Source organism: Sporosarcina sp. resist (assembly GCF_014302295.1).
Lineage (GTDB): Bacteria > Bacillota > Bacilli > Bacillales_A > Planococcaceae > Sporosarcina > Sporosarcina psychrophila.
In genome coordinates, this window is the sequence record NZ_CP060287.1 from 4,871,406 (window position 1) to 4,888,575 (window position 17,170).

A 17,170-nucleotide genomic window follows, 5' to 3' on the forward strand; every position below is an offset into this window, starting at 1 on the left:
ATTGAATCGCTACGGCGCTAGGGGATGCCTCCCGCCATAAGCCAAGCAGCTTCGCCGCCAGTCTTATGGCTTCGGCTACCCCTGCTAAGGCGCCTTCGCTCAGTATATATACCGGATTCAACATATATAATTATATTCAAGAAATGCGCTTTCTCACACAGACCATCCAGCGAAGGCGCGACTTCGTGGTAGCCGGAGCGATAAGATTGAAAGCGGTCTTCTTTCTGGCTTATCGCGGGAGGCATCCACAAAGTGCCGAAGCGGTATTGGTAGGAGTTCTAATTTGCTCTAAGTAATGGTGCCTTTTCAGTGGCCTCCCAAATGCCCTTGTAAAGCGCATACGCCATATTCATTTGTTCAACATATAATAAGTAGAACTTGTGAGCGGTTATCCGATTTAATTTATACATCTACTCATGAACTCCTATCATTAGCCATATAGTCAGGCTATATAAGTTGATATATGGAGGAGGATATCATGCAGACGAAAGAAGTACGCTTACGTCGAATCCAGCAACTAGCTCATGAAATCATGCATGAAATGAATAGAGGGAATGAGCCAAGACAGTTTGAGACGCTAAATCTCGCGGTTGATAATCTATCTCGGGCACTTGGAGACTTAGCAGATCCATCCGGTAACTATTCACTCGACTATATAGAAGAAAAATTAGGAAAAGCACATTATCTATTATTTAAAAACGAAAAAAAGATAAAGCTTCATTCTTAATAAGTGACAGTCACTACTAGCCAAAATCCCCACAATCTCGTCGTAAACTTCTACGAGATTGTGGGGATTTTTGTAACGCCCTAGATTTTCACTTTAAGCAGTACCACCTTTTTTCTTTCTAAGTTCCCGTCGCACAATGTGGACTACTGCCTTGAACTAGTTAAAAACCATATTCCTCATCTTTCGCTTTTCGAATCCCTACATAAGCATCGACAAGAAGCACGGTATCTTCCACTAAGCGCTCCAGACGGAAGAGAACATCATCATTAACGATTTCTTTGCGATGGAAATCCTTTTCTTCTATAAACACATAAGTAGGTACAATATGTGCCTTCATATACGCTAAAATTGGCTTTAACTGTTGTTCCGCCATCAAATAATGCTTAGCTGTACCTGCTGTTACGAGCATACTCACTACTTTATCCCGGAACGCATTGACTGGTAATAAATCAAATATATTTTTGAGCGTAGCCGGAATAGAAGCTTGGAACGTTGGCGATCCAATAATGATTGCATCCGCGGCCATAAGCGTTTCTGTAACATACTTGGTGTCACCCTCGTAGTCCCAATAATTACGCCCGTCACTAAAAACCATTTCAAATTCAGCCAGATCCAGTAATGTAATCTCTGCATCCGGGTATTTTTCATGCGCTATTTTGACTGTATAATCCATCGCTGTTCTTGTTTTAGACCCTACATTGGAGCCCGATAGTAAGACGATTTTCATGCTAGCATCTCCTTATTTACCAGCAGTATATTTCTTAACTGCTGGTAGTATTTCTGTCGCAATTAATTCGATATTTTTCATAACTTTATCAAACGGTACGCCACCAAAGTCAATTTGTGCCATGAATCGCTGTTGACCAAATAGCTCATATTGGTAGAGCATTTTTTCAATAATTTGCTGTGGACTACCAATCATTAATGCATCGCGCGTATCCGTTGATTGTGCAAATTGTTGTTTCGGATAGCCGCCGCCTCTTAACGCCTGCATACCTGCATTGGCATGTGGATAATATTCACGAAGCGCATCCTGTGAAGTTTCTGCTGTATAGAATAGGCTCGTTGTTGCAATTGGCAACGCCGCTGGATCAAAACCACTACGCTGCGCCGCCTCACGATAGGCATCCACCGACGCCTTAAAGTTAATCGCTGGTCCACCAAGAGTTGTCAGCATCATCGGGACTCCTGCATACCCCGCCTTAATCGCACTCGCGGGTGGTCCTCCTACTGCACGCCATATTGGCAGATGACCATTCTGCGGTTGTGGTAAAATCGTTGCATTTTCCAATGGTGCCCGAAATTGCCCCTGCCATGTCACCGTTTCTTCATTATTTATCTTCAACAGAAGTTCTAACTTTTCTTCAAATAACTCTTCGTAATCATGTACGTCAAACCCAAGTAAACTATAGGCCCCAATCCGTGAACCACGCCCTGCAACAATTTCAGCTCGACCTTTTGAAATTAAATCAATCGTGGCAAAATCCTCATAGATACGCACAGGATCAGATACACTTAACACCGTTGCAGAACTTGCAATTTTAATATTTTTTGTTGCCTGTGCGATAGCGCCTAAAATGACCGTATGCGCTTGTGTTGTAAAATGCGTTTGATGACTCTCCCCTACTGCAAAAACATCTAGTCCCGCCTCATCAGCCAACTTACTTGCTTCAATCAATTCGTGAATACGCTGCTCTGCGCTAATACGACTTCCTGTTAACGGATTTAGTAAATGATCCCCAATCGAATATAAACCAAATTCAAGTCCTTTAGTTGTGTCAATACGGTATTTCTCCATTTTCATCGTCTCCTTTTCCTATGCCCATACTTTGTATCGTTTCTATTAATCAATCGGTTGTAGTTTCGCTTCAATTTCTGCACGTTTTGATTCTAAAAATGGTGGTAAATCTAATTCTTTTCCTAAATCTTTAACCGCTGAATCAACTGTAAATCCAGGTCCATCTGTGGCAATTTCGAATAGAATGCCATTTGAATCACGGAAGTATAAGCTTTGGAAATAAAAACGATCGATAACACCAGATGAATCGAAGCCACGTTCTTTCACGACTCCGTCCCAATAGCGCAGCTCTTCCTCGTTCTTCACACGAATCGCTAAATGATGAATACTGCCTCGTCCCGGTTTTTCACTCGGCCCCTCCAACTGCTTCAAAACAATTTCACCAAATGCTTGCCCAGCAACCGACTGATAAATAGCTTCTTTCTCAGAATGAGCTACTTCCACATAGCCAAACATCTCTTGCAACATTTTAGCCGTCCGTTTCAAATAACGTACTGTTATTTCCGTAGTTCCCATTCCTAAAATACGATGCTCTTGCTCCACAACTGAATCTTCCCAAGGCGACCAAAATTCAGGTATCGCTTCGCCATTATTATTTAGCAAGATCATTCGTAACCCCTCTGTATCCTCAAATGGCAGCGCTGCTCGACCTGCATACGTTGTAATGTCTCCGTGCTCTACATCCAATTGCTCAAAGCGCTTTTTCCAATACGTTAAACTTTCAAGTGATGGCACGAGTAAGCCGATTTGTGTTATGGCATTTGTTCCACGGACGGTTTTTCCAGCGTTCGTCATTTCAAAAAATGATAACTCCGTTCCTGCACTTCCCGTTAAATCCCCATAAAACAAGTGATACATGGATGGGCTATCTTGGTTAACCGTCTTTTTCACACGGCGCAAGCCTAATACATCTCGGTAAAAGTGATTAGTCGCTTGAGCGCTTTTTGTAATCATTGAAATGTGGTGATGTCCTGGTATCTTATACATGCTAGTTCCTCCTTGGTTTTTAAATTGATTAGTCAAGTGATAGTGCAAAAAAAATCACTCCAGCGGCAATTCTTTTTTTTGACTATGTTTATGGATGCGTGTCATTAATTTGTAAAGTGTTTTCTCTTCTTCCTCGTTTAATACATCAGCAAAAAATGACGTTTGAAACGCCAGTTGAGCTGGCATCGCCTCTTCTAAAATCGCTTCAGCCTTGTCAGTTAAGCTAATCATTTTCGTTTTCCAGTCTTGCTTACGTACAATATAGTCTTCTTTTTCAAGTCGTGCGAGCATGCGGGAAATACCGCCTTGCGTAACGGTCACTTTTTCAGCTAATTCACTTTGTGTAAGTGGCTGGTATATCTGAATTTGAACAAGTACATCAAATTGGGCAGTTGTTAAATCAAAACGCTTTAAAAACTCATTCGACAGTTGGTTACTTTGGTTTGTAAAACGCATTAAACGTAACCAAATCAACGAGCCAATCGTATTATTACGCATCTTGTTTCGCCTCCTCATCACTAACCTTAATATCACTTTACCACGCAAGTGATGGAGAATCAAGTTATAAACCTTGAATTCAAGATTTAATATTTAAACTTTTACTTTCTAATAAGCAACTGGTAACCAGAATAAAAACTTCCTACCTCGCACATTGATTATTACTATATAGTCCGCACTTAACGAATGGAATGTTCCCCTAACACCGCTTTGTCGCTTGGTGATGGCCTCACGCAGTAAGCCCGCCAGAAGATCACTTGGGAGGGATTGAACTGCATCCCTCCTTGGTCTTATTGCTCCGGCTCACACTTGTCGCTCATTCGCTAGTTTTGTTCGTTATACTGGTTAGCTATACCACCTAGTTAACTCTAAATAAGTAGTGCCGAGTATATAGTAGTTTGTTCATTTTTACTTATTCCACTATTAATAAATACGGACGTTATACGAATCGCTTAAGTACCGGTTAAAATGACAAAGGGAACAACCCCATTAAGAGTTGTTCCCTTTGTTGTGCTTATTTTAGGAGTTCAATAGTAAAACTAGATGTTTTAAACAACTTAGGCACTTTATCTTCAGATGCGGAGGCCTGATTACCAGCAACCCCACTTAAAATTACTACAAGTAAAAGAATAGATAAAAGTTTCTTCATTATAAATCCTCCCATTTTTTTATTTTTCTGAAAATGTTTTCATACTTATTTGCTTCTTGATAACAAATAGATGATAGCTTGTATTTCCGATTACTAAAATGCCATTCGGCAAGTGCTAAATAGTATTTGTGAACATATCGGTAATCTTGTACTTTTTTAAAGTATTCAATTGCTTCTTCAGTAATACTTTCGGATAAACCTCGTTCACTATGGAGGGATTCGAAAATATTAAAATGATGATAATACGATGTTAAGCTTTTATCTTTTAATTTTAAAAACAATGAGGTTCCCTCATCACACCATACTTTAACTAACGCTTTATTGTTCATCTTAGAGTATTCAATCACTAAACAAAGTATTGAAATAATTGGATCATTTTCATCAGTTTTATATGCAATGCTTTGTTTATAGTAAGCAATTGCTTCCTCTTTATTGCCCATTATACTAGATAAGGATCCTAAGTTATGATAGACAATTCCTTTTTCTCGACGTAAATTGAATTCATCACAAATTTGCATCGCTTTTAGGTAGGATTCCAAGGCTTCTTGAAATTGTTCACTTTTCTTACGAGTGATTCCAATAAGTATGTAACACTCTAAAACTCTCTTCATTAAAAAGTTTTCCCTGAAATATTCAAGAGCTCTTCTTGTATATTCAATTGAGGTAAAGATTCGACTATCTGCGGTGTAAACTACCCCTATCATATAATTCAATTCTGCTTTTTCCCAAGCTTCTAATGCAATGTCATCGACTAATAATAACACATCTTCTAAATATTCAATCGATTTATTGCGATTTTCTGTTGAATAATTATAAATTGCTTTATTTACTTTATATAGATAGGTTTGCCGTGGGTTAAATTCTTTGCTTAACTCTTCAAGATCTTTAATTCCCTTTTTTATTTCATCCAAATTCCCGCCTGAAATAATGCGGAACCTTAATACAATCAGCAGATAAGTGTAGTAGAGCGTTCGATTTTCAAATAAGGGACTGTGTTGTTCTAAATACTCCAGTTTTTGTTTAGTGAAACTTTCATCTCGATTTGTGATTACTTCCTTGTAAGTAGCTTCTATCATTTTTTCAAAATCAATTTCAGTTTGCTGATTATTTTTCTGTAACTTCGATGAATCTATTCCTAAACGATTAAATAATAACGTGACTATGTCTTCGCTTGGGAAAATTAAATTCCGTTCGATTTTAGATAAGTAAGATGGCGTACAGATTCCTTTTGCTAATACTAATTGCTTCATTTCTTGTCTAATTCGTTCTGCCCTTATTAAATGACCAACTTTCATTAGCGAATCCCTCTCTTTTACAGCATAGTACATACTTAACATTAATCATACCATTTTAATGTGAGAAATTTATTACCGAAAGGCTTAAATAATGCATAATTCTAAATAAAATGTCCCAACCTAATTGGATGTTACTTTAGTCTTGTGGGTGGTATGTTTAACTTAGCAAGAAACAAGGGGTAGTACGCATGCGAATCGAAGACATTTATTCCCATAAAATCGTTAAGGTAATTAAAATAGATAAAGGCCATAGTCAATGTATAGATAATAATGGATCGGTTCCGGATTCTAAAGCAATTTCCAATATGTTAAATCTAGTGGATAAATTCATACCATTCTTTCGAAGGGAGTGAGATTATGCCTACAGAAACGACAAACGAGCAATTTGATGGTGAATATAAAGATCTGCAATTATATCAAATGAAAATTGAACTGATTGAGTTTTTGGATAAGATGAAGTCTAATGGATTCTTAGAATCAGTAGAATTTCGCGATATTTCAAATGAAATCAAGCAGATTTAACTCAAGGAGTTATTCATTCAATTCTATCATTGAAAAGTTTTTCAGTTTAATTTTGGTGAAACAAAACATGTGCTAATGCAGTTCTGAGTGAGTTAGTTTGATAGTTGGAAATCACTAAACCACTAGAGGGTAGTAAACAATACCAAAATACAGCCTACGCTAATACCAATAAAATCGTATACAACAAAAAACTCAGTCTAATTGTAATGACTGAGTTTTTTTATGCAATTGTAGTTCGCTGGCATAGATAGAAATCATTTGCTCCAAACCACTAACACAAAACAATAACTTTATTGGGTGTAGTTTGGGCTGGGATACTTCTAGTAGTAGCACCATAGGTAACAATTAGATTTCGATTTGCAATACTTCCGGTAAAGGCTTGCCCGTTTTCCAATAAGATTTTAGTATGCGAAGATATATTTAATCTTAATGCGCCGTCACTACTCTCTAATTGGCTGTTAAAAAAGGATACCTTCACATTTTGATAGGGAGTGTCTTTGGCAATTACAAGCGCTCGAAATTGTGGTGGGTATATGAGAGGGACTAACGCGTTCGCATCATAAAACCCTGTTATCTTATCTCCTACTGCCACCATTACATGATCTACAAAGTAAGTTGTAGGTGACACTACGAAATTGACTAACGTCCCGTTCCCATTTTCCACGGCTATTAATTTATAGCAACCGGCTTCGTTATTTTGCCCTATCGAAAAATCATCAATCGTCGTTACCGTACCATTAAAAGCTTTAAAGTTTATCATCCCGTTACCTCCGTTGCTAATCGAACTTATATCTATATAGATTATGCAATCTTAATATCGATTGTTCGCTAGACACGGAAGTTTGTGTAGGCAAATGTAAAGCTAGAAATATTATAGATCTCTGGCTTTAGTGCTTCTATTGAAAGCTGATGCACTATTAATGAAAAAACTGTTACCATGTATAAAAAAACATCTTTATCTACTAGATCTCATTGTAGACAAAGATGTTTTTTACTATTTATATGATGTGCCCTCTAACAGAAGTAACGAATCAGTTACTCATCTCTGAAAGTAGCTCATTAAAATTACCCAAAAAGATTTTCTGTTTTTCTTTTTCATGCTCATGCAGCGACGTGCTAATTCATGAGCTCTTGCTTCTTTCTGTAATTCACGCATCCGTTCACGGACGTATTCTATATCATGTTCAAACATTCTATTACTCCCTTAGGAGCACTTCCAAGTTTATTGTAAAAGTATGGCAAACACCATTCTTGTTATATATTTACCACCTAAATATACTGTTGGTGACTCCAATTTATTTTCTCCGAATCGCTTATTCAATCTGTTATTTACAATTTTGTTGATCATCTTTTATTCTCCTCCTCAATCTTATTTTTAATTAATTCTTAAAGTATTAAAATCTTTCACTATCCGCTCTCTGTAGATTCCTTCCTCAATACTTTTCTTTGCTGAATTACGTAAAACATAGTCAACACTCCTTTTCTACTTATTTATGCAACACGCAATGCGTGGAAACACCAATTTGTATTTAAATTGAACTCAAAAAGGCACACGCCTATTAAAATAAGCGTGTGCTCATTATAAAGAACGGCAGAATATATGCCATTCCGATACTAATTAGTTAAAAGAAAGATTGTTTACGCACGGAATGACTATAAAGTTATAGGTAGAATATACACGTTTAATCATTTTTTCCGTGCCTCCCTCTTTTTTGTAAATCTAACTACTTTAGGATACCATTTCCATTTTATAATTGTCAATACATTTAGATAATAAAGTTTCTTCGCATTCTAACTGCTTATGGATACCTTATACAGTTATTCGATGCATTGTTTTCCCTTTGCAACAGAAAAAGTTCTTTAGCTGATTTCAATCAATAGACTTTATTCTTCAAATTTTTCGTTCACTACTATAACTGACATCCAAAAACGGAGGCTATTATTATCGCCTTCGACATCGTTTAATCCCCATAAAAACCCTAAAAAAGTACCTGTTTCTGAAAAAATTCAGATCTAGGTACCTTTTTTCATATCTATTCATTAATACAAGATTTCATGCCTTTACAATTATCCGACCAAACACCTTTACATTGACAATGATTTTCGTCGACCAATGGGCCAGGACATATAAAATAATAAATACAACGACAAGTGGCTTAAATAAAATCCAGGCCACAATCCAAATTAGGAATGCATATATCGGTTTTACTCTTGTTAACAGTTTAGACGGCACCAAGAACAATCGGTACACTTTATATTGCTTTTGTAAAATTTCCAAGTACTCTTCTCTTAATTGGCGATTATCAGGTTTTATTCGGACTGCATTTTCCAAGTAATGCAATGACTTTAAATGATCTCCCCTTTGATCAGCTGCCCAAGCTAAATACATAAAGACAGTTGAATTTTCTGGCTCTAGTTCCAATGCTTGTTCTTCCGCTTGAAGAGCAAGATCTTGATTCCCCAAAATACTTTCAACATAACTGTAATTTGCAAGATAGAGTGCATTAGAAGTCTCAAATTTTAAAGCAACGAGAAAGCTTTCTTTCGCTTTCTTATAATTACCGCGCTGATTATAAATATTCCCTTTCAAAAAATAATAATGGCCTTCTTCGGGGTAAATCGTTAAAGCCTCTTTAATCGCGGTCATCGCTTCATCATATTTACCTTCTGTGTAAAGCGTCGATACCCTAACCTCCCACGCGACCTCATTTTCCGGTTCTTTCTTTAATGCTTCTTGTGACCAATGCCAAGATTTTTCAAAGTCATCTAACATTAAATAGACTTTACTGAGCAGCGCATAACCATCCGCATCTTCGGGGTATTGTTGAATGTAGTTTTCCGTCTCTTTAATGGCGTCTTTAAAACGACTCCACTCACACAATTGTTCAATCCGCATGAGTTGTGCATATTGTTTTTCTTCGTCCATCGCAACTCACAACCTATCTAATTCTATTCTCTTTTATATAATCAAGCACATGTTGATAATCCTTATTCACATCACTGAAGGTGGCGTAATTTTTAGCCGTGGAAAACCATTCCAAAGTCGTCGGCTTCCTTTGCTTCAATGCTCCACTTAAATCATCATTCGTTAACGGTTGTAGTTCACCCGCTTCCAACGAACGGTGTAATGCGGACTCGATTGCATCCCCGACAAGTTGGCCAAGATCAGCCCCAGAGAAATGTTCTGTTTTACTAGCAATTTTTTTATGATTTAGCGAAGACTGAGGTTTGTCTTTCAGTTTTAATTCTAAGATGACTTCTCTTTCCGTTTCACTTGGCGGGGGTATGAACAGCAACTGATTGAAACGGCCAGGTCTCCGTAATGCAGAATCCAAATACCACGGCGTATTCGTTGCGCCAATAACATAGATACCATGATTATGAGAATTTAGACCATCTAACTCAAGGAGCAACTGATTGACAAGCATCCTCTCATGATGTTGTCTCATGTTTTGCCGATTTCCACCAATTGCATCCAACTCATCAATAAATAAGACGCATGGTTTATTTTCTCGCGCTGCTTCAAATACATCATGGAGATTATGCTCGCTTTCCCCTACGTACATAGACAAAATTGCTTGTAATTCCAAATGTAGAAAACTGGCATTTATTTCACCTGCAATCGCTTTTGCCAAAAACGTTTTTCCACAACCCGGTGGTCCGTATAGCAGTAAACTTCCCCCGGCTTCTTTGCCATATGCTTTAAAAAACTCTGGATTTTTAAGTGGAAGGATGAAGTTCATCTGAATTTTCTTTTTAACATCCTCCAAACCGCCAACATCAGCAAACGTCTCCTTCGGCTCTGTCTTTTCAATAAGCGTATTTTTCGCCTTGTCAAATTGAATTACTTTTAGTTGTTTTCGTTTTCCTTCATAGTCATTCGTCATAATAGGCCCCTTTGCACAAATTCATCCTAGTTTCTGAAATGCAAATACTCAAATATTTCCATATGTTAATTTTAGAATAAAGCGTAAAAAACGTCTATGAGTACAAAGCACAAGGGTATAAAGTTTTGATATAGCGAAAATTACCTGACAATCAAATTTCAAACTAGAATCCAGAAAACCCGACTCGATTTGTACCAAACGTAAATACAAACAGCCGAGATGAATGTCTTTGTAATTCTTTATTTTACGGCTTCCTCTTCACCCTACTGATGTGCACAACCGATAAAACAGCAGCCTCCTCCAATTTATCATTCTTATAAAGTTATAAGTTGCGAGGTTTTATTGGGGATTCTTTTGCAATCCGGTGTTAAACTTCAAACGAGTTTGCTATTTCTCTCTATGATAAAGTCAATAAAATATCTACTTGCTTGAGGAACAGCACTTTCGCAACGAGTCCTAGGACAATCGGAATGAGAATAATTTTTATGACCGACAAAAACATATCTCCTACTGAAACCGGTAGCCATTTTCTGGCAAGCAATAGGATCAATGCAGGTGCCACAAAAGGTGCCTACAAAGTAGTACAAGATGTGATTCCTCGAGGCGAAGTCTTTTTCAAATCGTTTTAAAAAATCACTTTTCATTTTCTACGATAAAGTTTATCGTATTTCTTGAAATAACACATATCGTTGCTACTATTGTAACAATCTGGATGGGGTCATCGCCTAGACTTTCATGAATAACAGAGGATTGTGGCAAAGAAGGAGAACTGATTTATCTCCCGGGACCCGCCTCCTCTTTTCGAATAAAGAGTGAACGAAACAGCAAATATCCAGTAGAAATGCTAAAATAGCTAGAACTCAAGTAAAGTTTTTTTGTATTCGTGCTATCATTCAATTGGCGATAAGTAGATGCACAAACAAGAACGTTCCCAAGGTAAGTGAACAGCTTTATTTGAGAGTAAATGCATTCTATTTATTGAAAAAGGATATGAAAATGCGAAGGCAAAGAAGATTACATCGCAAGGTATTTCTACCGGACGTCACCATTCAATTGCAAGAGAGAAGCTAAAGTAAAGGCCAACTATAGAACATCTTAGTCATAGTGAGCGTAAAGAAAAGAGGAATTTATTTTGAAACTGACAAATGAACTAGACTATAGCCGATTGAATCATCTAAAAAAAGAAATGACGAGATTCATGCTGGCCTATAAATTTGCGTTAGACGAAGTGAGCACCAAAATCAATATCTTGGAAGAAGAATTTCAATTAATACATGAATACAACCCCATCGAACATATTAATACCCGCTTGAAAACACCAGAAAGCATTATTAAAAAGGCACATCGTAAAAATGTTGAACTGTCCCTGTCTTCCATAAAGGAAAATATGCGGGATATCGCAGGCATTCGTATTAACTGCTCCTTTAACTCCGACATTTATAAACTAAGTGAAATGATTCAAAAGCAAAGGGATATTGAAGTGATTGAGTACAAAGATTACATACAAAATCCCAAACCCAATGGTTATCGGAGTCTTCATTTGATATTAAAAATTCCTGTGTTTATGACAGATCGGGTAGAGCACGTCTTTGTGGAAATGCAAATCAGGACAATTGCTATGGATTTTTGGGCAAGTCTGGAACATAAAATCTTTTATAAATTCAACAAATCTGTCCCGGAAAAAATTACGAAAGAGTTGAAAGAGGCCGCGGAATCTGCCAACGAATTGGATCAAAAGATGGAGAATCTTCAAAAAGAAGTCAATGAAATTAAACGAATGGATGAAGAGTTTACTACACCTCTTTTTAATGAAAAGAATGACTTCAATATCCCGCTTAAATTCTTAGAAATGATGAATGAAAGTAGCAAAATTAGCCTGACTGAAGTATAGCTAGTATTTTGGTTCCCAATTAATTCGCAAACCATTCATTTTCAACCTGGAAAGAGAGATGGGTTTGAAAGAGAACTGTTGTAAGATGCTGTTTGTTCCCGAGTATGGGGCAAACAGCTTTTTTTATTTATGCATGGATTAAAAAGCTTTCCCCAAGTGAATTTGAAGATGGACCTTCTGTGACTCCAGATACTAGGAATCGAAGTTAGAAATAGCGGGTTATGGTTTAACTTTTTAAGAAGTAATAATTATTTATAGATTGTATTGCACTCGTTATTTTACTGAATGTTCCAACACTGATATGCTAGTTTTAGCTAAAACCACAGCTGATAAGCAGAATCTTAAGAATGTGATTAATGCAATATTGAGCGTCTTAGACTGACCTTTTAGAATGACCGTTCCAAAAAGGATTCTACTTTTATAAGGATGGTGGCTAATCGATGAATTTTTTAGAAGTATTACAGAAGGTTGCTAAGGGCGAATTGCCTGAATCACCTGCTGCTGATTTAATTGGATTTAGAGTGACCAAAGCGGAGGATGCAAAGGTGATCATTGAACTCAACGTGACGGAAAAACTACACAATCCGATGGGAACACTTCATGGTGGAATAATATGTGATATCGCAGATGCCGCGATGGGCTATGCGTTTGCGACCACACTCAAGAAAGACGAACTGTTTTCAACGGTAGAAATAAAAACGAATTTCCTCAAACCAGTTTTCAGAGGTAAATTACGTGCTGAGGGGAAGTTAATGAAAAAAGGCTCTTCAATAGGTTTATTAACGTGTAATATCTTTGATGAAAAGGATGAGCTAGTTGCCTATTCGACAAGCACATGTATGGTGTTAAAAGGACAGTCTAATCAGAAGCGAATTCAGGTAGAGTGAGCCATGGATAAATAAGTAGTTGCACAAGTTATAAGTTGAATAGTTTAAAGTTATGGAGCATTTCCCTGTAATGAGAAATGCTTTTTATCTTTGCCTAAAATTAAAAAGATGTTTTTATAAAATAAGGTACAACTAAAAACGATAAACATTTATTGCAAATCGATAAAAAACGTGCTAAAATGAAATTACTAATAAATAAGTGAGGTGCTTTTTTTGAAACGAGGTTCAACAAACTTTTTAAAAATAGCCGTTATTCTTCTTGGAATCCCTATTGTTGCTTTATGTATTTTTGGGTTGCCCCTGCTAGCTAAAGAAGCAGCAGAAAGTAATTCGGAGTTTGCTTATGTACTATACGGCATTGTAATAATTATGTATATTTCGGCGATACCATTTTTCGTTGCATTGTATCAGGCTTTTAAACTTTTAAATTATATTGATAAGAGCAAAGCGTTCTCGGAAATATCTGTAAAAGCTTTAAAAAATATAAAACATTGTGCAATCACAATCAGTGGCTTATATGTGGTTGGTATGCCCTTCTTCTTTATCTTTGCGGAGTTAGACGACGCCCCGGGTGTCATATTGGTTGGAATGCTCTTTATTTTTGCTCCAATGGTAATCGCAGTCTTTGCTGCCGTTCTCCAAAAACTTTTGCAAGAAGCTATTAATATAAAATCAGAAAATGATTTAACAGTCTGAGGTGAAAACAATGGGAATAATAATCAATATTGATGTGATGTTGGCTAAAAGGAAAATGAGCGTGACAGAACTCTCAGAGAGGGTTGGAATAACAATGGCTAACATTTCTATATTGAAAAATGGAAAGGCAAAAGCGATTCGATTATCAACTTTAGAAGCGATTTGTAAAGCTTTGGACTGTCAGCCTGGAGATATTTTGGAATACCGAAGTGATGAAGACAACCAAGGTTAACAAAGTGGAGGTATTTAACATTGAAAGAAAAAGGACATCTTTTTACGTTATTTCATAAAAAGGGAGTTACTCATGAATTTAACCATCCAAAAATGGAGACACAAATCATGAGAGCATCAAAACAACTCGTTCGTTTTGGCCGGGAGCAGGCCCTATCATGTTTGTTTCCTGTCGTCATTTTCGCCTCTTTGGCTTTTACACAATTCATCCCACTTCCGTTCCTACCACGTTATGACTGGCTGCTCATTATCTTCCTTCTGATGCAATGGTGGATGGTGCGTTCTGGGCTTGAAACACGGGATGAACTAAAGGTTATCACATTGTTCCACCTTATTGGACTTGCTCTTGAAATTTTCAAAGTACATATGGGCTCCTGGGCTTATCCAGAGGATGGCTATTTCAAAATCTTTGGAGTGCCTTTATATAGTGGATTCATGTACGCGAGTGTAGCGAGTTATCTTTGCCAGGCATGGAGGAGGTTAAAGGTTGAACTGGTTAAGTGGCCACCGTTTTTGATAGTTGTGCCTCTTGCAGCTGCAATTTATTTAAACTTTTTCACTCACCATTATTGGATCGATGTTCGGTGGTGGCTATCTGGACTTGTAATTATCGTCTTTTGGCAATCATGGGTCACATACGAGGTTGATGGAACTCGTTACCGCATGCCACTCGCACTTTCTTTTGTGCTCATCGGATTTTTTATATGGATAGCTGAAAATATTGCAACGTTCTTTGGTGCATGGAAATACCCAAACCAAACCGATGCATGGAGTCTCGTTCACCTAGGAAAGGTAAGTTCATGGCTCTTATTAGTAATTGTTAGCTTTCTTATAGTAGCGACGTTAAAACAGGTTAAGGGGAAAAATTCCACTAAGGTAGATGCTAGTCAATTATAATGACAGTTAAGAATACGTAAGACGACTAGTGTTTTAACACAAAGTTAAGCAGTCATTTACTGGTTTCCTTTGGTTAATCAACACATGTGTAATTCCTCGTTTCCATGGCCAATAGATATAACGCAAATGAACTTTAAATTACCAAAAGGTCATCTTAAAACTTATTCCTTTTTGACGTTATAAAAAAACGTGCCAAGTACCAACACAATTACAAGTTGTGAAGTGGCACTTGGCACAAAATTGTTAATTTATCGTACAGTTTTCAATGCACCGCTCCAAGAAAGGACTTGGTCAAGCATTGTGTTCGCGTTGGCTGCATGGTAGTCAGCAGGTTTGAACACGCTCATGTTTTCAAAGTCAGACATAAGTGAGAACGTAACTGCCGTACGTACGTCAGCAACTTGTAGCTCACCCAAAATCAGGCGCAGGTTTTCATGTGCACGCGTACCGCCCAAGCTACCATATCCAACAAAACCAGCCGCTTTATTGTTCAATTCTGGGTTTAAGAAGTCAAGTGCATTTTTTAGCGCTCCACCGATGGCATGGTTATATTCAGGTGTGATGAAAATATAACCATCGAAAGAAGCCATTTTTTCTGACCAAGCTTTTATTTGTCCTTCAGCACCAGGTTGTGCATTTGCTGAACCCAAGAATGGAAGATTGTAATTTGCAAGATCTACGATTTCATACTCCGCGTCATTACGTTTTTCCGCAAAATCAACCATCCATTTTGCTACAGCATCACCGTTTCGCCCTTCACGCACACTACCTTGAACAATACCTATTTTCAATTTTTCATTTGTCATTGTTTTTTCCTCCTCATTAGATCTACCTAATAGTCTATCTAAAAACCCCACATAATAACCACCTATACGATTTATTTATCTCGGCTTCAATACTCTACTTTTATAAATCGCCCCCTTAAATCCCTAGATAAATACGATTCCCAGAAGGATCATAGGATACTAAAGAACCGTTTTCTTCTGTCACAGCTACACCAATATTCTTCAACTGGGCGATAACATTATTCCTTGCTACCTCATCTGCTAAAACTATAGTAAACGACTCCAGCCCAACACTATTTAAAGGTGGTGTTGGAGCCCCAACTCCGGCCCAAGTGTTTAAGGCAATTTGATGATGGTATTTACCCGTAGAGATGAAAAGCGCCTGATTGCCATACCGGTTAACCACTTCAAAACCGAGGCCCTTAGTATAAAACTCTTCGGTCTTTTTCAATTCAGATACATGTAAATGAATATGCCCCATGACGGTCCCAGCCGGTAAACCTTTCCACGACTGCGGTCTCCCTTCGGATAGAAGATCTTCAAAATTCAATGGATCCACTGTCATTGCCACTTCACCGTTACTCCAAGTCCATTCGGAAGGTTCGCGGTCTATATAAATTTCAATTCCATTTCCATCTGGGTCTGCTAAATATAAAGCTTCACTTACAAGATGATCTGATGATCCATACCGCAAACCGATTTCCATAAAATGATGCACGATTTCAGCTAAGTCTGAGCGTTTAGGTAGAAGAAGGGCAAAGTGATATAGACCCGTAGTTTTTCCATACTGGGGTACTACGTTTTCTGGTTGTTCGATTGACAACACACTCGTTTTGCCATCCGTTGTTAGTTTAGCCATTTTTTCAGTTTGTTCTAGAACTTGAAAACCAAGAATCTCCTGATAAAACGTAAGTGATCGATTTAAATCTTGTACCTTAATGTTTACATGACCCACAAAAGTGTTTGGTTTGCTATGAAATTCCATATTTCTTACCTCCGTTTTTTATTTTTGTCCCTCAGAACGAAAGATTTTATTACCTAACGAGAAACGAGTGCTGTTTGCAAAAACGAGAAAAATGGACATAGCGAATAGTGCCAATTCCAATTCGTACCCCGCCATTTCATCATTGCCAAGAAACCCTGCAGAGAGTTTTACTGTAAAAATTGCCCCCAGCATAATAACCGCAAACAATACAGAAATGATTCGTGTTCCAATACCAAGTATCAACAGAATACCGCCGATTAATTCTATAACTGCAACGGCATAAGCTAAAAATCCTGGAATACTAAGGCTTTCGAAAAAACCAGCAGTGTTAGCTAAGCCCCCTTGAAACTTGGATAATCCATGAATGAAAAAAGTAAGACCTAAAACCAAACGCAAAATAACCGTACCCACATCATTTTTATTCATTTTCACTAT

At 37.5% G+C, this 17,170-nt stretch carries 20 protein-coding genes and 1 pseudogene; 7 read left to right on the plus strand and 14 right to left on the minus strand.

The features are described from left to right. Positions 1–478: 478 nt before the first annotated feature. A complete protein-coding gene (locus H7992_RS23455; RefSeq protein WP_187046198.1) occupies positions 479–727 on the plus strand; it encodes a hypothetical protein in 249 nt (82 codons plus the stop codon). A gap of 160 nt (positions 728–887) precedes the next feature. Here the strand turns inward: H7992_RS23455 and H7992_RS23460 are convergent, their stop codons facing one another. From H7992_RS23460 to H7992_RS23480, 6 genes are all read right to left on the minus strand, one after another. After that, the gene (locus H7992_RS23460) at positions 888–1,454 is read right to left on the minus strand and encodes an NADPH-dependent FMN reductase (protein WP_187046199.1); all 567 of its coding nucleotides are present in this window, start codon (positions 1,452–1,454) and stop codon (positions 888–890) included. A 12-nt stretch (positions 1,455–1,466) separates the two neighbouring features. After that, complete coding sequence (locus tag H7992_RS23465; protein ID WP_187046200.1) at positions 1,467–2,525, minus strand: LLM class flavin-dependent oxidoreductase; 1,059 nt, start codon at positions 2,523–2,525, stop codon at positions 1,467–1,469. Positions 2,526–2,570: 45 nt separating this feature from the next. Continuing rightward, the gene (locus H7992_RS23470; RefSeq protein ID WP_187046201.1) at positions 2,571–3,512 is read right to left on the minus strand and encodes a ring-cleaving dioxygenase; all 942 of its coding nucleotides are present in this window, start codon (positions 3,510–3,512) and stop codon (positions 2,571–2,573) included. A 54-nt stretch (positions 3,513–3,566) separates the two neighbouring features. After that, on the minus strand, positions 3,567–4,010 hold the full coding sequence (locus H7992_RS23475; protein WP_067213680.1) for a MarR family winged helix-turn-helix transcriptional regulator: 444 nt from the start codon (positions 4,008–4,010) through the stop codon (positions 3,567–3,569). Positions 4,011–4,524: 514 nt separating this feature from the next. After that, the gene (locus tag H7992_RS24940) at positions 4,525–4,659 is read right to left on the minus strand and encodes a hypothetical protein (protein WP_255428532.1); all 135 of its coding nucleotides are present in this window, start codon (positions 4,657–4,659) and stop codon (positions 4,525–4,527) included. Beyond that, positions 4,659–5,954, minus strand: coding sequence for a tetratricopeptide repeat protein (locus H7992_RS23480; protein WP_187046202.1), 1,296 nt, complete (start codon positions 5,952–5,954; stop codon positions 4,659–4,661). The genes H7992_RS24940 and H7992_RS23480 overlap by 1 nt, the downstream gene beginning before the upstream one ends. A gap of 357 nt (positions 5,955–6,311) precedes the next feature. On the opposite strand from H7992_RS23480, the gene H7992_RS23485 reads away from it, so the two are divergent. Then, positions 6,312–6,476 (plus strand): hypothetical protein, encoded by a 165-nt coding sequence (locus H7992_RS23485; protein ID WP_156476125.1) that lies wholly within the window; start codon positions 6,312–6,314, stop codon positions 6,474–6,476. Positions 6,477–6,747: 271 nt separating this feature from the next. Here the strand turns inward: H7992_RS23485 and H7992_RS23490 are convergent, their stop codons facing one another. From H7992_RS23490 to H7992_RS23510, 5 genes and pseudogenes are all read right to left on the minus strand, one after another. After that, on the minus strand, positions 6,748–7,236 hold the full coding sequence (locus H7992_RS23490; RefSeq protein ID WP_187046203.1) for a hypothetical protein: 489 nt from the start codon (positions 7,234–7,236) through the stop codon (positions 6,748–6,750). Positions 7,237–7,515: 279 nt separating this feature from the next. After that, complete coding sequence (locus tag H7992_RS23495) at positions 7,516–7,668, minus strand: hypothetical protein (RefSeq protein WP_187046204.1); 153 nt, start codon at positions 7,666–7,668, stop codon at positions 7,516–7,518. 861 nt (positions 7,669–8,529) lie between these two features. Then, positions 8,530–9,402, minus strand: a complete 873-nt coding sequence (locus H7992_RS23500) for a tetratricopeptide repeat protein (protein ID WP_187046205.1) — start codon at positions 9,400–9,402, stop codon at positions 8,530–8,532. Between the two features lie 13 nt (positions 9,403–9,415). Next, entirely contained in the window at positions 9,416–10,363 is a 948-nt protein-coding gene (locus H7992_RS23505) for an ATP-binding protein (RefSeq protein ID WP_187046206.1), read from the minus strand. A 418-nt stretch (positions 10,364–10,781) separates the two neighbouring features. Continuing rightward, positions 10,782–10,934 (minus strand): annotated as a pseudogene (locus tag H7992_RS23510) (bile acid:sodium symporter family protein); the annotation flags it as partial. Positions 10,935–11,495: 561 nt separating this feature from the next. On the opposite strand from H7992_RS23510, the gene H7992_RS23515 reads away from it, so the two are divergent. The 5 genes from H7992_RS23515 to H7992_RS23535 all read left to right on the plus strand — a co-directional run bounded on the left by H7992_RS23515 (position 11,496) and on the right by H7992_RS23535 (position 14,965). After that, positions 11,496–12,254 (plus strand): GTP pyrophosphokinase, encoded by a 759-nt coding sequence (locus H7992_RS23515; RefSeq protein ID WP_067213688.1) that lies wholly within the window; start codon positions 11,496–11,498, stop codon positions 12,252–12,254. Between the two features lie 440 nt (positions 12,255–12,694). Next, positions 12,695–13,141, plus strand: coding sequence for a PaaI family thioesterase (locus H7992_RS23520; protein ID WP_187046207.1), 447 nt, complete (start codon positions 12,695–12,697; stop codon positions 13,139–13,141). A gap of 213 nt (positions 13,142–13,354) precedes the next feature. Beyond that, positions 13,355–13,837, plus strand: coding sequence for a DUF2975 domain-containing protein (locus H7992_RS23525; RefSeq protein WP_067213690.1), 483 nt, complete (start codon positions 13,355–13,357; stop codon positions 13,835–13,837). 10 nt (positions 13,838–13,847) lie between these two features. Then, positions 13,848–14,069, plus strand: a complete 222-nt coding sequence (locus H7992_RS23530) for a helix-turn-helix domain-containing protein (protein WP_067213691.1) — start codon at positions 13,848–13,850, stop codon at positions 14,067–14,069. A 107-nt stretch (positions 14,070–14,176) separates the two neighbouring features. Then, positions 14,177–14,965 carry a DUF817 domain-containing protein gene (locus H7992_RS23535; RefSeq protein ID WP_187048030.1) on the plus strand — a complete coding sequence of 263 codons (789 nt, stop codon included), beginning with the start codon at positions 14,177–14,179 and terminating at the stop codon, positions 14,963–14,965. A 248-nt stretch (positions 14,966–15,213) separates the two neighbouring features. On the opposite strand, the gene H7992_RS23540 is transcribed toward H7992_RS23535, so the two are convergent. The 3 genes from H7992_RS23540 to H7992_RS23550 all read right to left on the minus strand — a co-directional run bounded on the left by H7992_RS23540 (position 15,214) and on the right by H7992_RS23550 (position 17,161). Continuing rightward, positions 15,214–15,771: an NADPH-dependent FMN reductase gene (locus H7992_RS23540; protein ID WP_067213692.1), complete on the minus strand. Its 558-nt coding sequence runs from the start codon at positions 15,769–15,771 to the stop codon at positions 15,214–15,216. Positions 15,772–15,886: 115 nt separating this feature from the next. Further along, positions 15,887–16,735: a VOC family protein gene (locus H7992_RS23545; RefSeq protein ID WP_187046208.1), complete on the minus strand. Its 849-nt coding sequence runs from the start codon at positions 16,733–16,735 to the stop codon at positions 15,887–15,889. 18 nt (positions 16,736–16,753) lie between these two features. After that, the gene (locus H7992_RS23550; protein WP_187046209.1) at positions 16,754–17,161 is read right to left on the minus strand and encodes a DoxX family protein; all 408 of its coding nucleotides are present in this window, start codon (positions 17,159–17,161) and stop codon (positions 16,754–16,756) included. Positions 17,162–17,170: the final 9 nt, after the last annotated feature.

What these genes read in the sequence shown, in the direction of transcription:
- H7992_RS23490 (WP_187046203.1), bottom strand. Translation starts at nt 7,236, where the DNA reads ATGATAAACTTTAAAGCTTTTAATGGTACGGTAACGACGATTGATGAT.
- H7992_RS23545 (WP_187046208.1), bottom strand. Translation starts at nt 16,735, where the DNA reads ATGGAATTTCATAGCAAACCAAACACTTTTGTGGGTCATGTAAACATT.
- H7992_RS23475 (WP_067213680.1), bottom strand. Translation starts at nt 4,010, where the DNA reads ATGCGTAATAATACGATTGGCTCGTTGATTTGGTTACGTTTAATGCGT.
- H7992_RS23535 (WP_187048030.1), top strand. Translation starts at nt 14,177, where the DNA reads ATGAGAGCATCAAAACAACTCGTTCGTTTTGGCCGGGAGCAGGCCCTA.
- H7992_RS23455 (WP_187046198.1), top strand. Translation starts at nt 479, where the DNA reads ATGCAGACGAAAGAAGTACGCTTACGTCGAATCCAGCAACTAGCTCAT.
- H7992_RS23465 (WP_187046200.1), bottom strand. Translation starts at nt 2,525, where the DNA reads ATGGAGAAATACCGTATTGACACAACTAAAGGACTTGAATTTGGTTTA.
- H7992_RS23500 (WP_187046205.1), bottom strand. Translation starts at nt 9,402, where the DNA reads ATGGACGAAGAAAAACAATATGCACAACTCATGCGGATTGAACAATTG.
- H7992_RS23530 (WP_067213691.1), top strand. Translation starts at nt 13,848, where the DNA reads ATGGGAATAATAATCAATATTGATGTGATGTTGGCTAAAAGGAAAATG.
- H7992_RS23495 (WP_187046204.1), bottom strand. Translation starts at nt 7,668, where the DNA reads ATGTTTGAACATGATATAGAATACGTCCGTGAACGGATGCGTGAATTA.
- H7992_RS23520 (WP_187046207.1), top strand. Translation starts at nt 12,695, where the DNA reads ATGAATTTTTTAGAAGTATTACAGAAGGTTGCTAAGGGCGAATTGCCT.
- H7992_RS23480 (WP_187046202.1), bottom strand. Translation starts at nt 5,954, where the DNA reads ATGAAAGTTGGTCATTTAATAAGGGCAGAACGAATTAGACAAGAAATG.
- H7992_RS23540 (WP_067213692.1), bottom strand. Translation starts at nt 15,771, where the DNA reads ATGACAAATGAAAAATTGAAAATAGGTATTGTTCAAGGTAGTGTGCGT.
- H7992_RS23470 (WP_187046201.1), bottom strand. Translation starts at nt 3,512, where the DNA reads ATGTATAAGATACCAGGACATCACCACATTTCAATGATTACAAAAAGC.
- H7992_RS24940 (WP_255428532.1), bottom strand. Translation starts at nt 4,659, where the DNA reads ATGAAGAAACTTTTATCTATTCTTTTACTTGTAGTAATTTTAAGTGGG.
- H7992_RS23505 (WP_187046206.1), bottom strand. Translation starts at nt 10,363, where the DNA reads ATGACGAATGACTATGAAGGAAAACGAAAACAACTAAAAGTAATTCAA.
- H7992_RS23550 (WP_187046209.1), bottom strand. Translation starts at nt 17,161, where the DNA reads ATGAATAAAAATGATGTGGGTACGGTTATTTTGCGTTTGGTTTTAGGT.
- H7992_RS23485 (WP_156476125.1), top strand. Translation starts at nt 6,312, where the DNA reads ATGCCTACAGAAACGACAAACGAGCAATTTGATGGTGAATATAAAGAT.
- H7992_RS23460 (WP_187046199.1), bottom strand. Translation starts at nt 1,454, where the DNA reads ATGAAAATCGTCTTACTATCGGGCTCCAATGTAGGGTCTAAAACAAGA.